The sequence below is a fragment of the Polaribacter sp. genome (assembly GCF_965660385.1).
Taxonomy (GTDB): domain Bacteria; phylum Bacteroidota; class Bacteroidia; order Flavobacteriales; family Flavobacteriaceae; genus Polaribacter.
In genome coordinates, this window is sequence record NZ_CBFHZT010000026.1 from 1 (window position 1) to 15,090 (window position 15,090).

A 15,090-nucleotide genomic window follows, 5' to 3' on the forward strand; every position below is an offset into this window, starting at 1 on the left:
TTTTTTCGATTTCTAAGCCCCAGTTACCAATTGGCCCCAATTTTGGTGATAAACCAAATAAAGGTATAAAATGATCTGTATCAATAATAAAAGCATCTTCACCTTTTTTCTCCACTGCAACACCTGTAACTTTATCTGTACCAATAACTCCTTTTACCTCTGCAGGAGTGATGATATTAATTTTACCTAAATTCTTTAATTCTTGTGCTTTTTCAACAGAATCTAATGCGCCTCTAAACTCATTTCTTCTGTGAATTAACGTTACTTCTGAAGCTACATCTGACAAGAAAATTGCCCAATCTAAAGCTGAATCTCCACCACCAGAAATCACTACTTTTTTATTTCTATACAATTCTGGTTCTTTGATGATATACTCAACCCCTTTATCTTCAAAATCTGCAATATTAGGAATTAATGGTTTTCTTGGTTCGAAAGAACCTAAACCACCAGCAATTGCAACTACTTTTGCATGATGTTTTGTGCCTTTATTAGTAGTTACTATAAAAGTTCCATCATCTTGTTTATCTATTGTATCTGCACGTTCCCCTAAAGTGAAGCCAGGTTCAAATTGTTTAATCTGCTCCATTAATTTATGTGTTAAATCTCCTGCTAAAATCTCTGGATAAGCAGGTATATCATAAATTGGTTTCTTTGGATAAATTTCTGAACATTGTCCACCTGGTTGTGGTAAAGCATCAATTAAATGACACTTTAACTTTAATAAACCCGCTTCAAAAACTGTAAATAATCCTGTTGGTCCTGCTCCTATAATTAGAATGTCTGTTGTAATCATTTTTTTAAAATTTGCTTTTAGCTATTTGCTTTTAGCCGTTCGCTAATTGCTAATTGCAAAAAGCTAAAGGCTAAGAGCCATCTTATTTTTCTACCAAACTTTTTGTAAACTCGTTTAGTTTATCAACTTTTTCCTCAAAGTTTCCTTTGATGGTTTTTCTATATTCGTTTAAATTCTGTACTAAATCGTCAATATTTTCTGGAATTACTTCTTCGAAAAACTGACGTAATCTTTTGGCTGTTGTTGGTGATTTTCCGTTGGTAGAAATGGCCACTTTTACATTTCCCTTGGTTACAATTCCGCCCATATAAAAATCGCAATATGGTGGGTTATCAGCAACATTTACCAATTTAGCTTCTGCTCTACAATCTTTCCAAACTTGCACATTTATTTCTGGAATATCTGTAGTTGCCACCACAATATGCCTTCCTTCTAAATATTTTTTATGATATACATCTTTAATCAATGTAACACATCCTTTCTTTGCCAAATTAATAGTACCTTCTCTAAACATTGGAGAAACCATAGTTACTTTTGCATCTGGACTCGATTTTAAAAGAAATGTCAATTTTTCTTCTGCAACAAAACCTCCTCCTACTATCAGAAAGTTTAGGTTTTTAGCTTTTAGAAAAATGGGATATAAATTATTTCTTTCCATTACACCAAACCTCTTAAATCATTCGCATAAAACTCTTGCAATTCTAAAATACTTTGACGATGTTTTACAACTTCTCCTAAAACAATAATAGCAGGATTTTGTAATGACTTTTCTGTAACAATCCTTTCAATGGAATCAACTGTTCCGATTCCAAATTTTTCTCTACTCGTTGTTCCATCTTGAATGATGGCTACTGGTAAATTATTTTTACCTTCCTTTTGAAACATTTGTACAATTTCTGGAAGTTTACTCATCCCCATTAAAATAACAACTGTTGCGTTTGATTTTGCAGCGAGCTTGATATCTTGTGAAATTTTATGTTCTTTGGTAGTACCTGTTATTACCCAAAAACTTTCTGCACTTCCTCTTTTAGTAACAGGAATATTTTGATTGGCAGCCACTGCCATAGCAGATGAAATTCCTGGAACCATAGCAACTTCAAGACCGAAATTTGCTGCATATTCCATTTCTTCTGCACCTCTACCAAAAATAAAAGGGTCACCACCTTTTAAACGAACAACATGACCATTTGATATTGCTCTAGCCACAATCAATTCATTGATTTGTTCTTGTTGATATTTATAACAACCTCTTCGTTTTCCAACAAAAATTTGTTCTGCATTGGGATTGATATAATCTAACAATTCTTCGTTTACCAAAGCATCGTACAACACAACATCCGCAGATTTTAAAGCTTTTATTGCTTTTATTGTAATTAAATCTGCATCTCCAGGACCAGCTCCAACAACCGTTAATTTTGGTATTTTAAAATTCATTATTTTAGATTGCATTTTCTTTTAAAGCTGTTTCTTTTATTCTAAATGCTCTTACTTTTTCTAAAAACTGTTCTGCATCTTTTATATATTTTTTTGCAAATTCTTGTTTTGGAGCATATTTATTGATTTGATAAACTATATCTGAAAAAGAAGTTTCTAAATCAATTTTGTTTGTATTGATGAAATTCTCATCAAATTGAGCAATAATTGTTGCTTGTGAATTTGTTTTTATATTTTCTGCCAACAACAATGCTTTTGCTGAATTTACCATAGAACTATATGCATGATAAATTGCACTTGAATACACTTTATCTATATAAGATGTTTTAGCATTGTTAATTTTTTCTTCGCTTTCTAGAAATAAGGTTTCAATTAAATCGATAACAACACCTGCACATTCTCCAATACCAATTTCTTTTACATATTCTTCATTGGTTCCCCAATCAATAAAATCTTCTTGGGTTAAATTGGTTACATCTTGTAAATCATTTAAAAAATCGTAGAAATATTTTTCTCCTTTTTGTTGGTAATAATTTTCAAAATTTTGTCCATTAGAATTCTCTTCAAAATCATTTAAAATTCTGCGTAAAGCTTCAGGACCTCTTCTGCTTGGTACTTTAACAACTTTGTCTGCAAAAACCCCTTTTCCATTTCCTGAATTTCCTCCTCCTAACAATACTTGTAAAGCTGGTGCTACTAATTTTTCTGGTGTACGAACAGACATTCCTTGAAAACCAATGTTTGCCATATTATGTTGTCCACAAGCGTTCATACATCCACTTATTTTAATCACTAAATCTTTATTACTTAAATATTGTGGGTATTCACTTTTAATAACTCTTTCTAATTCTTCTGCTATCCCTGTACTACTTGCAATACCTAAATTACATGTATCAGTACCTGGGCAAGCAGTAATATCCACAGCTTTATTGTAACCTGGTTCTACAAAATCTAACTTTTTTAATTCTTGATAAAAAAGAGGTAGTAATTCCGCTTTAACAAAGGGAATTAAAATATTCTGACGCAAAGACAACCTGATTTCTCCAGCAGCATAATTCTCTACCAGATCTGCCAATAATCTTGCTTTGTCTGTATAAAAATCGCCTAACAAAACTTTAATACCAATAGCAACAAAACCTTGTTGTTTTTGTGGAACCACATTCGTAGCTTTCCAGATTTTAAATGCTTCCTTATCTTGAATTTCCACTTCTGGAATTTCATCAATAGAGACAGGTTTTGAAGCTTGATAATCATCCGTATTTATTGGTACTGATTTTAAAGCTATTGCTTTTTGTTCTTGATCTACTAACTCTTTAAAAACCTCTAAACCAATATTTTTTATTAAAAATTTCATTCTAGCTTTGGCTCTACTTTTACGTTCACCATGTCTATCAAAAACTCTTAAAACACCTTCCATTAAAGGAATGATTTTATCTGACTCAAGAAATTCATACAACACATCTGCATGTCTTGGTTGTGATCCTAAACCACCACCAATCATCACTTTAAAACCACGAACATCATTTTTAATTTTTGCAATAAAGCCTAAATCGTGCATGTAAGAAAGTCCTGTATCATCATCAGAAGCAGAAAAAGAAACTTTAAACTTACGCCCCATTTCTTGACAAATTGGGTTTCTTAAAAAGAACTTGAACAAAGCATCTGCATAAGGTGAAACATCAAAAGGTTCGTTTACATCTATACCTGCAGTTTCTGAAGCAGTTACATTTCTTACTGTATTTCCACAAGCCTCTCTTAAGGTTACATTATCTCGTTCTAATTCTGCCCATAATTGAGGTGTTCTATTTAAATCTACATAATGAATTTGTATATCTTGACGTGTTGTAATGTGTAATCTTCCTCTAGAATATTCATCTGAAACCTCCGCTATTCTTTTTAATTGATTGCTTTTCACCTTACCATAAGGTAATTTAATACGAATCATTTGAACCCCTTGTTGGCGCTGACCATAAACACCTCTTGCTAAACGTAAGCTTCTAAATTTTTCTTCATCAATTTGTAGATTATTGAATTTTTCAATTTTATCTCTTAATTCAAGAATATCTTTTTCTACAATTGGATTCTCTATCTCTGTTCTAAAACTCTGCATCTTTTTAGTATTTAGTAGTTAGTATTAAGTAACAAGAAATTCCCACCTCTTAAAAACACTACTTTAATTTTACTTTTTACTTTTTCTATTTGATAAAACCAACTCCTACTGTGTTGTTCGTTTTTGGATTGATTAAAATGAATGAACCATTGGATTTATTTTCTTTATAAGAATCATAAGAAAATGGTTTACTCAATTTTAATTGTATCTCTCCTATTTGGTTTAAGGTTAACTCTTCTGGATTTTCTTGCTTGCCTGAAAAATCTGTTTTTATAATACTTGATAATTGTGTAATTTTTGCTTGTGCATCATTTACGCCATGCTTTATAAAATATTTTTGAGTTGGTTTTAATGGGGCTGTATCCATCCAACAAATGGTAGCATCTAATTGTTTTGCTATTTTTGGCTGCTCATTAACTTTTACCAACATATCACCTCTACTTACATTTACATTGTCTTCTAAAGTGATGGTTACAGAACTTCCTCTTTTTGCTTTTTGATATTCTTTATCAAAGAAATTAATGTTCTTAATTTTAGATTTGGTTAACGATGGTAATACTACAACTTCATCACCTACTTCAAAATCTCCACCATAAATTTTACCTGCATAACCTCTGTAATCGTGATATTCCTCAGTTTTTGGTCTGATAACTGTTTGCACAGGAAAACGAGTTTGTGAATCATCATTAATATCATCTGAGTCTAATCTTTCTAAATGATGCATTAAGGTTTCTCCTTGATACCAATCCATATTTTCAGATTTTTCAACTACATTATCTCCTTTTAAAGCTGATAATGGAATGAAGGTTAAATTCTGATTTTTATACTCGCTTTTACTTGCTAAATATTCGATTTCACCTTTGATAACATTGAATTTTTCTTCAGAAAAATCAACTAAATCCATTTTATTTACGGCGATAACAACATCTTTAATTCTCAATAAATTATTGATAAAAAAATGTCTATAGGTTTGTTCTACAACTCCGTTTCTTGCATCAATTAAAACGATAGATGCTTGTGCAGTTGAAGCTCCTGTAACCATATTTCTGGTATATTCTATATGGCCTGGAGTGTCTGCAATAATGAAACTCTTTTTTCTGGTTGAAAAATAAATATGCGCTACATCAATGGTAATTCCTTGTTCACGTTCTGCAACTAAACCATCTGTTGCTAAAGAGAAATCTAAATAGTCAAATCCTCTTTGACGACTTTTCTCTTCAATTGCCTCTAACTTATCATCGGTCAATGATTTTGTATCGTATAAAATACGACCAATCAAGGTACTTTTACCATCATCTACACTACCTGCTGTTGCTATTTTTAATACTTTCATTTTTTCTTGGTTTTTGGTTGATAGTTTTTGGTTTTTGGTTCTCACTGAAACCATCAACTAAAAACTAATTACTATCAACTAAATTTTAAAAATACCCTTGTTGCTTTCTTTTTTCCATTGCTGCTTCAGAACGCTTATCATCAATTCTTGCACCTCTTTCTGAAATGGATGAATCTCTAATTTCTTCTACTACTTTAGTAATATCTACAGCGTTTGACAAAACTGCTGCTGTACAACTCATATCACCTACAGTTCTAAAACGCACCATTCTTTCTATAACTTCTTCCTCTTCATCTCTGTACACCACTTCATCATCTGCAGACCAAATCATTCCATCACGAACAAATGTTTTTCTTTTGTGAGCAAAATAGATAGAAGGAATTTCAATTTTTTCTTGCTCTATATATGACCAGACGTCTAATTCTGTCCAATTTGAAATTGGAAATACACGTACATTCTGACCTAAATCAATACGTCCATTTAACATATCGAATACTTCTGGGCGTTGATTTTTCTCATCCCATTGTCCAAAATCATCTCGTACAGAAAAGATTCTTTCTTTTGCTCTTGCCTTTTCTTCATCTCTTCTTGCACCACCAATACACGCATCAAAACCAAATTCTTCAATAGCATCTAACAACGTTTCAGTTTGCAACATATTTCTACTTGCATATCTTCCTGTTTCTTCTTTTACTCTACCAGAATCGATATTATCTTGTACATTTCTTACAATCAACTCCACACCTAATTCCTTAACCAATCTATCTCTAAATTCGATAGTTTCTGGAAAGTTATGCCCTGTATCAATATGCATTAATGGAAAAGGAATTTTTGCAGGATAAAATGCTTTTTGCGCTAAACGCACTAAAGTTATACTGTCTTTTCCACCAGAAAATAATAAAACAGGTTTTTCAAACTGCGCTACTACTTCTCTGAAAATAAAAATTGCTTCACTTTCTAAAGCATCTACTTGTATTGTTTCTTTGCTCATTTTATATTTTTTTAGATGTGTAAACCACATTCGCGGTTACTCTCTACTTTTGTCGGATCGAAATATGTAAATTCATTTGGCAATTCTTTTTCTTCTAAATAAGCATCCAATTCTTCATCAGACCAATGGTAAAAAGGACTCACTTTTATGATTCCATCTTTACTTTGAGAAACAACATCAATGCTATTTCTGAAAGCAGTTTGCCCTTTACGTAAATTTGTAAACCAAACGTCTGGTTGATGTTCTTGCATCGCCCTAGAAAATGGTTCTAATTTTACTTGTTCTGTAAAAATTACATGCTTTGGGTCGTCTATTGATGGAACTCCTAAAACTACATTTCTATGAGCAGCAGTTTGTTTTGGTGTGTATAAATGAATGTTTAAGTTCAGTTTTTCAATAATTTCTTCTGCGTGTTTATAAGTTTGCACAGTATTATATCCTGTATCACACCAAATTACTTTGATATCTTTTTTTACCTCTGTAACTGCTTTTAAAATAGCGACTTCATAAGGCCTAAAGTTGGTTGTGATTACTGGGTTCTCTGCAAAAGTAATTGCCCACGAAATTATTTCTTCAGGACTTTTCCCCTTTAACTCTTTATTTACTTGTACTAAATTCAAACTCATTATTTTCCCCATTTTATGGTATTCCAAATTCTTTCGTGAAAGAAATATAAAACCAATTTTGTTAAAAAATCTACTGATGCAATTGATGCTGCTAATGCAATTTTACCTGTGAGAAAGTAGGATACAATCAAAGTATCTAAAGTACCTATAAACCTCCAACTAAAAGCTTTTACAATACTTCTTATTGGTTTCTCTGAAACTTTATCTTCCTCAAAACTTTGTTTTGCTATTTTTTTACTAAAAATCATTTGATCTACAATCATAACAGCTTGTTCATATTAATACCCTACTTAATAAGTAGGGTATGCAAACATACAGCTATTATATTAAAAAAATGAACATAGCGTCTAAAAATTTATTATTACCCTATAGATTTAATAGATTAATAACAAATTAAGATTAATTTTAAGAAAATGAAACTACGAAATGCTTATCGTTAATAAATTATTTGATTTATAAATTAAGATGCTTTAGTACAAATACTAAACTTAAAAGGTTTTTCCTAAAGTTAGTTGTAAAGGGATAGCTACACCATCATTTCTAGTAAAAATATTACCATTAGAATAATGCATAATTCTTAACTCAATATTGTATTTGCGATTTTCACCAAAAAAAACACCAAAGCCCATAGTATCATGATAAGTTATTTTTGGACCAGATTTAAAACCATCTATATCTGCTTTAGAAATAAAAGCGGGCCCTATGATAGAATAGTTTGTGTAAAAATCAAAATCTTTTTTTCGCATAAGATAAAAACGTAAAACAGGAAATATAGAGAAAGCAAAAACATCTGATTTTCCTTTCCTTGATTGAAAATATGTAGCACTTACCCCCCAATCTAAAGAAAAAATCTTTTCTGACCTATAAATTAATCTTTGATATGTTAGTGATACAGCATGTTGTGCTTTTACATTGCCAACCCAAAAAACAGGGATTCCAAAACTTTCGAAATTACCTACAGGTAAACTCATTCCGAAAAATTGGTTGAACCCAAAACCAATGGCACCTGTACCATAACTTATTTGAAAAATATTACTAGGAAAAAAATAGTTGTTTGAAGCATATTGTATTGCTGTTTGATCATCAATTTGCTGTAAATGGTATTCAAACCCCAAAGTTGCTTGAGAAATAGAGGGTTGATTGTTTTGATTTGATTTTGGTAAAAATGTACCGTTTGCAGACAATCGCCATTTGTCTGACAATCTATATTGTAATCCAAAACCATAAATTAAACTTGCATAATGAGCATCATCGTAAATTACTTTATCATTTATAGAAAAACCGAATCTTGTTAAATTTGCTATACCTGCCTCTAAATAAAATGATGTTTTTTGTTGTAATTTAAAATCTTTTTTTAAAGACAAAGACCATGCATTGATCCATACACTTCTGTCATAACCAATATTATTTACATTATCATATTTAAACCAAGAAGCTGGTCTCATAGTACCAAATTGCACTGATAAATCTTTGGTGAATTTATGACCCAGTAGCAACCTACCAGAAAACCAGTTTCTACTAAATGTTTCTGTTTGATAACCATCAATTAAATTATCGTTTGAAAAAGGATAAAAAATTCCACCTAAATTGATGCTGTAATAAGAATTTGCAAGAAAATTGGTAAACTTTGTTTTACAAATGTTATCCTCTTGACAAAAAAAGCATATTGGAATTAGAAATATAAATAAGGTTAAACACAATTTTTTCATGTAACGCTATTTCTTAATTTTCATGAGATTCTTTTGCTCTTAAAGTTAAATCAGCCAAAGTAGTATTTCTAAAAATTTGGAGTGTGTTATCTCTAACTTGTATCATTAACTTATGCACAGCGCATGTATTTTCGTCTGGACAATCATCACATTTCTCATAGAAATTAAGGCTTACACATGGTACCATTGAAATTGGTCCTTCTAAAATTCTATAAATTGTAGTCATTAAAATTTCATTAGGATTTTTTAATAAGTAATATCCACCACCTTTACCTTTTTTTGAACCTAAGATGCCGTTTTTACGAAGCGTTAATAAAATACTTTCTAAAAATTTTAATGAGATGTTTTCGTTTTTAGAAATTGTGGCGATTTGCACTGGTGTCTTATACTCTTGCCTTGCTAAATAAGTAAGTGCCTTTATACCGTATTTTGTTTTTTTAGATAGCATAAAGCTAATATAGCTAATTTATTATCAAATAAAACACTACTAACTTAGTTCTTTCAATTAGGAGTAAAAACAATTTGAGTACAATGCTTTATTTAATTTGATATTTAAACCTAAGCATAAAACCTTAATAAATTAAAGCAAGATAATTTGTAATCTCGTTACTTAAAGGAGTATCTAATGATGTAAACAATGGTATAATGACTATTGTACTACAGTAAATAGCTCTACAAAAGTAGTACAAAGTTTTTTTAGATTAGACCCTAGTGTACATTCACACTTGCACATTACTTACAAAAATGAATCTGCGTTAAATAATCAAATACGTATACAATGGATTTTAGCATCTCCTTCAACTAGAAAAGGTGGAAACATAAATATATCTTCTAGTATGACTGATTTTGAAACAATAACTTACGATTTAGCTGGTGAAAAAGGAACAGATTGGACTACTGCAGAAGCTATTGGTTTTCAAATAATTATTAGAGACACTAACAATAGTAATAATTCATCAGCAGGTGATTTTTTAATTCAATCTATCGCTTTTAACAACTCTGTTACACCACCGAATATTTTTAGTGCAGAGACTGATAGTGATTGGGCTACAGCAACTAACTGGAGTTTAAATGAAATACCAACTGCTGCATCTAATGTTACAATACCAACGAACACAAATACAACTATTGGGGCTTCTACTGCTGCAGCTGTAAATAATTTAGATGTTGATTCAGGTGGTAGTTTAACGATGAATGCAGGAAGTTCACTAATTGTAATTGGAACATCTACAGGAAATGTTACCTTAAACAGAACTTTAAACTTTGTATCTGGTAATACAAATGGATGGCACTTGGTTAGTGCTCCAGTAGCAGGCCAAGCTTACAATGATACTTATGCAACAACAAATAGTTTAGCAACAAGTGATACAAAAAGAGGTTTAGCTACCTATAATGATGCCAATGCAGCTGGCTTAAAATATACATATTTAGAAGATGATAACAGTAATGCAGGAACTTTTACTTCTGGAATGGGATATTCAATGAAAAGAAGTGCTACTGGTACTGTTGCTTTTACAGGTACTATAAACACTGCTGATATTAATGGTGTGGCAGTAACTACTGCTAATGATGGGTATAATTTATTAGGAAACCCTTACACGTCTTACATGAGCAGCGAAACTTTTTTAAATGCAAATACCAATACAACAGGTCAAATTTGGACGTGGACGGAAGGTGGTGGCTACACTGCTAGAACAGCTGCTGAGAATTTTATTTTAGCTCCAGGGCAAGGTTTCTTTGTAAGTGTAGCAAGTGGCTCTACTGTAGATTTTGCTGAGTCTAATCAAGCTTCAGGTACAGATAATTTCCAAAAATCAGAAAAAACAGAAATCAATTTAGTTATTGAAAGCGGAAAATTAAGTAGAACAGCAAAATTAATGTATTTTGATGCTAATGCAACCAAAGGCTTTGATTGGGGTTATGAAGGAAAAACGTTTACAGGAGTTACGAATGAAATGGAAGTTTATACACAACTGTTAGAAGATAATGTTGGTGACAAATATCAAGTACAATCACTTCCAAAAAACGATATGGAATCTTTTGTTATTCCTGTTGGTATAAAAGCAAATGCTGGTGAAATTACCTTCTCTGCTGATGCTTTAAATTTACCATCTGGTCTAAAAGTATTTTTAGAAGATAACGTTACCAATACTTTTACAGAATTAACAAATTCATCGAATTACAAAGTTACTTTAAATGCTGCTTTAGATGGTGTAGGTCGTTTCTATGTACATACAAAGTCTTCTGCAGTATTAAGTACAGATAGTGTTAGTTTAGAAGGCGTAAGTATTTATCCTACAGGTAAATCAAGCTTAAGAGTTGTAGGTTTATCTCAAGGAAAAGCTAATGTAAAATTGTACAATGTTTTAGGAAAACAAGTATTTAATACTTCATTTATGGCTAATAGCATTAAAGATATTTCACTTCCTAAGTTAACTACAGGAGTTTATATTGTTCAATTAGAAAACCAAAATGGAACACTAAATAAAAAAATTGTTTTAGAATAATTTATCAACTTTTAAACTAGAAAACATCATGAAAAATAAAGAAAATAAAGCACAAGATATTTCAAGAAAAGAAGCTATTAAGAAAATTGGAAACTATGGTAAATATGCAGCTTTAACTGCGTTAGGTACCTACATGATTTTAAATCCACAAAAAGCGCAAGCTGCTTCTGCCCCTGCAGATCCTGGAGCAGGGTTTTAAGAACTTGTGAATTTTAATAGTACAAGAAGATAAAAAATATCAAGAACTTTTGTTCTTGATATTTTTTTATTTAATACTGTATTATACTGCTATAGGTTGACCTTTTTTCAAATGATTTTGCTAGTTGGACCAAAAGTTATTTCCATTTTTTTTCTGTGCCTTTTGAATGGACCCAAAAAAATTAGAATAACTTTTTATTTTATGCTTATATTTTAAGTTCATGTAAATTTACTTTATTTTTCCGATATGACTTGTATTTGATGTTTGGATTTGAATGAACCTCAGCAGGCTTTCTAAGATCGAGACTAAAATGTATTCTTAGATTACTATAAATATATAAAGCTTATAAGTTAAATCTCTTGCTATTGGAGTGTTTTTCACAGTTTGCTGTATTGATAGATTACTTCATAGCCTTCTTTTGAGGCATTCGAAACTTACTTCACAATAGAAATAAATCACTAAAAACCTTACATCGAGATTCTAATAAAGAAGTTTTTATTATTTGAGTTTACCACGTTTACCAAAACCGTACCACTAAAATAATCGCTGTACCACTTGCTACTATTGAACTTTACCAGCTTTACCACAATTACCACCAGTACATAATAGTTTATCAGACTATAAATATTTCATGTCAAATCTGGGGGACCACCCTTACTCTCTATTAGTAGTAGGAAGGTTCCACGGATTTGACATTTTTTATTCAAGCAAAAAAAAAAAGAGATGCTTCGATTTATTATACTATTTAATTCTCCAAAACTGAAATTCCTTCACTTTTCATAGATCCTAGCAAAGCAATAAGAAATTGGGGAATTATTTTAAACCAATTTTTAGCTATATTTAAAAACAGGATTAAACTATGAAAATTTAACCCTGTAATTTTAATTTACACACTTAGTGGGAAAGTGTCATTAAATTTTATATATGGATAAACATTTATAAAATATGAAGTCTATAGCCTCATTTCTTTATTGGCAATTGGTTTTTCTCATCTAAATTTTTTTTGCGAAAATTGGAAATGATTTATGATTTTCTAATTTAAATAATTTTCGGTTTTTATCTAAGGCTTTTTATGTATTTTTCAGCTCAAATTTTAATATACAATTGATTTATAATTTGAATTTCATTAAATTTTTTTACAGATTAATTTAGAAATTGTATTTTCAAAATAGTTTAAATATTAAGTTGAAAAAATTTAATTTTTAACATTAATTATAGGGCTTTGTGCATTAATTGATAGTTTCCAAGAATTAAGTTTTGAGAATAATTTTTGAGTTAATAGTTCATCGCTAGCTGCAATATTTTTAGTTTCTTCAATATCATTTTCAAGATTATATAATTCTAAAACATCTGTTTCTAGGTTATGTATCAATTTGTATTTACCTTGTCTTATAGCACTGTAAGGAACAGCTCCTTCTAAATGATAGTGTGGGTAATGCCAAAATATAGGACGTTGTTGTACTTCTTTTTTATCTGTTAATAATGATGCCAACGAAATTCCGTCAAACTTTATTTTTTGTGAATGGGAAAGCTGAGCTAAATCAATTATAGTGGGTAAAAAATCAGGTGAAATAATTGGAGTATTATCAACTCTTGGTTTAAAATTATTGGGATAATAAAATATGCAGGGAACCCGAACTCCGCCTTCAAACATATCTCCTTTTCCTGATCGTAGTGGAAAGTTTGAAGTAACTTTATTTTTGAACCTAACATGATTCCCTACCAATCCTCCATTATCTGAAGTAAAAACTATAATTGTATTTTCCTCTAAATTAAGTTCTTCTAGAGTATTTAAAACTAAGCCAACAGCATCATCAACATGTTCAATCATTGCTGCATAAGTAGCATTTTTATGATGTAACGAATCGTTTTTTAGAGCAGCATATTTCTTAGTTTTTTCTTTTTTTGCTTGTAAAGGCGTATGAACAGAATAAAACCAAAGATTCAGAAAAAAAGGTTCTGCTTTATTATTTGTTATAAAATCTTTAGCTTCATTCGCTAATCTGTTTGTTAAAAATTCATCATTAGCTCCATCCTCAAGTCTTGGATTTCCATATGGAGAAAAATATCCGTTTTTACCATTTCTTTTGTTTTTTATTGGTGCTCCTCTAGAAAACCCTCCAATATTTACATCAAAACCTTGATTTTCTGGCCAATATAAACTATCATTTCCTAAATGCCATTTACCAATATGAGCCGTATTGTATCCATTATTTTTAAATATTTCTGCTGTTGTTACTTCTGAAGTATCTAAAAATTTTTGCCATTTTGGAGGTTTTAATTTTGCATTTGGAAAATCTTTTCCTGAAATATAATCTGTTAAATGTAAAGTTGCAGGATATTTACCAGTTAGAATACTTGCTCTTGTTGGAGAACAAACGTTAGTGGCTGTGTAAGCATTTGTAAATTTAACTCCTTGGTTAGCTAACTTATCAATATTTGGTGTTTGATAATACTTTGATCCGTAAGAAGCAAGATCTGTCCAACCTAAATCATCTACTAAGATAAAAATGACATTTGGTTTTTTATCTACAGTTTTACAGGATACCAACAAAAAAAATAAAAATAGGATTGTTATTTTTTTAAGCACGCTCTAGTTTGTTGTTAGAGATATATTTTATCTAATTGATGTTACTTATTATCTTCTATAAGTTTTATGGCTTTATCAGCAAAACGCTCGCCCATAATTACATAACCTTCTGCAGTCATGTGGATGCCATCCTTTATATTTTCACCTTTTCTATTAACACCTGTATTGAGGTCATCCGTGTTAATCCAAGCAAATCGAGGGTTAGATTCTGCTACTTCAACTTGAATATTTCGAATTTGCATCCAATCTGGCCATCCTTTTTTTATCAAGCCAAAGTCACTTAACCTACCAATTACAAAATTGACATCTGTTCTACCTAATTCATCAGACAGTTGTTTGTGTAAGCCTAAAAGACTTTTTCTGTACACGGCTCTACGAGATTTTCTAGCATCTCTTTCTCCTTGCATCCATACAAACGTTACAGTGGCTATGTCTTTATTACGAATTGCTTTTTTTACTTTTTTCATTAAAGAATCATACAAGTAAGGTTCTGCTTTTGATTCGTTTTCAACTGCCGGAACCCAGTCTTTGTACCATTTTCTAATGGATTGTGAACCTTTTGCAAATTGAACAACAATAACATTTCTTTTCCCAAATTTTTTATTCAGTTTAGGAGTAAAAGATTCTTTTGGTCTTAAAAGTTCCATATTTGATTGGCCTGACAAAATGAAAAGATGTTTTCCTTTTTGTTTCTGTGCTGTACATGAAATTGATGAAATTACTATGATTAGATTAAGAATTAATTTATTTAAAAGTGCCATATTCGATTTTTTTTGAAGTATTAATTTAAAAATAACT

Annotated in this window: 14 protein-coding genes; 2 read left to right on the plus strand and 12 right to left on the minus strand. The window is 30.8% G+C overall.

Annotated features, from left to right (window positions below):
• The 10 genes from ACTG3V_RS09340 to ACTG3V_RS09385 all read right to left on the minus strand — a co-directional run.
• On the minus strand, positions 1 to 793 hold a 793-nt coding region (locus ACTG3V_RS09340; protein WP_439131898.1), incomplete at its 3' end, for an NAD(P)/FAD-dependent oxidoreductase.
• An 82-nt stretch (positions 794 to 875) separates the two neighbouring features.
• Positions 876 to 1,451 (minus strand): precorrin-2 dehydrogenase/sirohydrochlorin ferrochelatase family protein, encoded by a 576-nt coding sequence (locus ACTG3V_RS09345; protein ID WP_439131899.1) that lies wholly within the window; start codon positions 1,449 to 1,451, stop codon positions 876 to 878.
• Positions 1,451 to 2,227: a uroporphyrinogen-III C-methyltransferase gene (cobA, locus tag ACTG3V_RS09350; protein ID WP_439131900.1), complete on the minus strand. Its 777-nt coding sequence runs from the start codon at positions 2,225 to 2,227 to the stop codon at positions 1,451 to 1,453. Before cobA ends, ACTG3V_RS09345 begins: the two co-directional genes overlap by 1 nt.
• Before the next feature lie 4 nt (positions 2,228 to 2,231).
• The gene (locus ACTG3V_RS09355) at positions 2,232 to 4,337 is read right to left on the minus strand and encodes a HEPN domain-containing protein (RefSeq protein ID WP_439131901.1); all 2,106 of its coding nucleotides are present in this window, start codon (positions 4,335 to 4,337) and stop codon (positions 2,232 to 2,234) included.
• Positions 4,338 to 4,422: 85 nt separating this feature from the next.
• Positions 4,423 to 5,670, minus strand: a complete 1,248-nt coding sequence (locus ACTG3V_RS09360; RefSeq protein WP_439131902.1) for a sulfate adenylyltransferase subunit 1 — start codon at positions 5,668 to 5,670, stop codon at positions 4,423 to 4,425.
• An 85-nt stretch (positions 5,671 to 5,755) separates the two neighbouring features.
• Positions 5,756 to 6,661, minus strand: a complete 906-nt coding sequence (gene cysD / locus ACTG3V_RS09365) for a sulfate adenylyltransferase subunit CysD (RefSeq protein ID WP_439131903.1) — start codon at positions 6,659 to 6,661, stop codon at positions 5,756 to 5,758.
• Between the two features lie 11 nt (positions 6,662 to 6,672).
• Complete coding sequence (locus tag ACTG3V_RS09370) at positions 6,673 to 7,287, minus strand: phosphoadenosine phosphosulfate reductase domain-containing protein (RefSeq protein ID WP_439131904.1); 615 nt, start codon at positions 7,285 to 7,287, stop codon at positions 6,673 to 6,675.
• Positions 7,287 to 7,550 (minus strand): DUF2061 domain-containing protein, encoded by a 264-nt coding sequence (locus ACTG3V_RS09375; RefSeq protein ID WP_439131905.1) that lies wholly within the window; start codon positions 7,548 to 7,550, stop codon positions 7,287 to 7,289. Before ACTG3V_RS09375 ends, ACTG3V_RS09370 begins: the two co-directional genes overlap by 1 nt.
• A gap of 225 nt (positions 7,551 to 7,775) precedes the next feature.
• Entirely contained in the window at positions 7,776 to 8,996 is a 1,221-nt protein-coding gene (locus ACTG3V_RS09380; RefSeq protein WP_439131906.1) for an acyloxyacyl hydrolase, read from the minus strand.
• A 13-nt stretch (positions 8,997 to 9,009) separates the two neighbouring features.
• Positions 9,010 to 9,444, minus strand: a complete 435-nt coding sequence (locus ACTG3V_RS09385) for an RrF2 family transcriptional regulator (RefSeq protein WP_439131907.1) — start codon at positions 9,442 to 9,444, stop codon at positions 9,010 to 9,012.
• 277 nt (positions 9,445 to 9,721) lie between these two features.
• On the opposite strand from ACTG3V_RS09385, the gene ACTG3V_RS09390 reads away from it, so the two are divergent.
• Complete coding sequence (locus ACTG3V_RS09390; RefSeq protein ID WP_439131908.1) at positions 9,722 to 11,503, plus strand: T9SS type A sorting domain-containing protein; 1,782 nt, start codon at positions 9,722 to 9,724, stop codon at positions 11,501 to 11,503.
• Between the two features lie 28 nt (positions 11,504 to 11,531).
• Positions 11,532 to 11,702, plus strand: a complete 171-nt coding sequence (locus ACTG3V_RS09395; RefSeq protein ID WP_439131909.1) for a hypothetical protein — start codon at positions 11,532 to 11,534, stop codon at positions 11,700 to 11,702.
• Between the two features lie 1,195 nt (positions 11,703 to 12,897).
• Here the strand turns inward: ACTG3V_RS09395 and ACTG3V_RS09400 are convergent.
• On the minus strand, positions 12,898 to 14,292 hold the full coding sequence (locus ACTG3V_RS09400) for a sulfatase (protein ID WP_439131910.1): 1,395 nt from the start codon (positions 14,290 to 14,292) through the stop codon (positions 12,898 to 12,900).
• A 41-nt stretch (positions 14,293 to 14,333) separates the two neighbouring features.
• Entirely contained in the window at positions 14,334 to 15,053 is a 720-nt protein-coding gene (locus ACTG3V_RS09405) for a sialate O-acetylesterase (RefSeq protein WP_439131911.1), read from the minus strand.
• Positions 15,054 to 15,090: the final 37 nt, after the last annotated feature.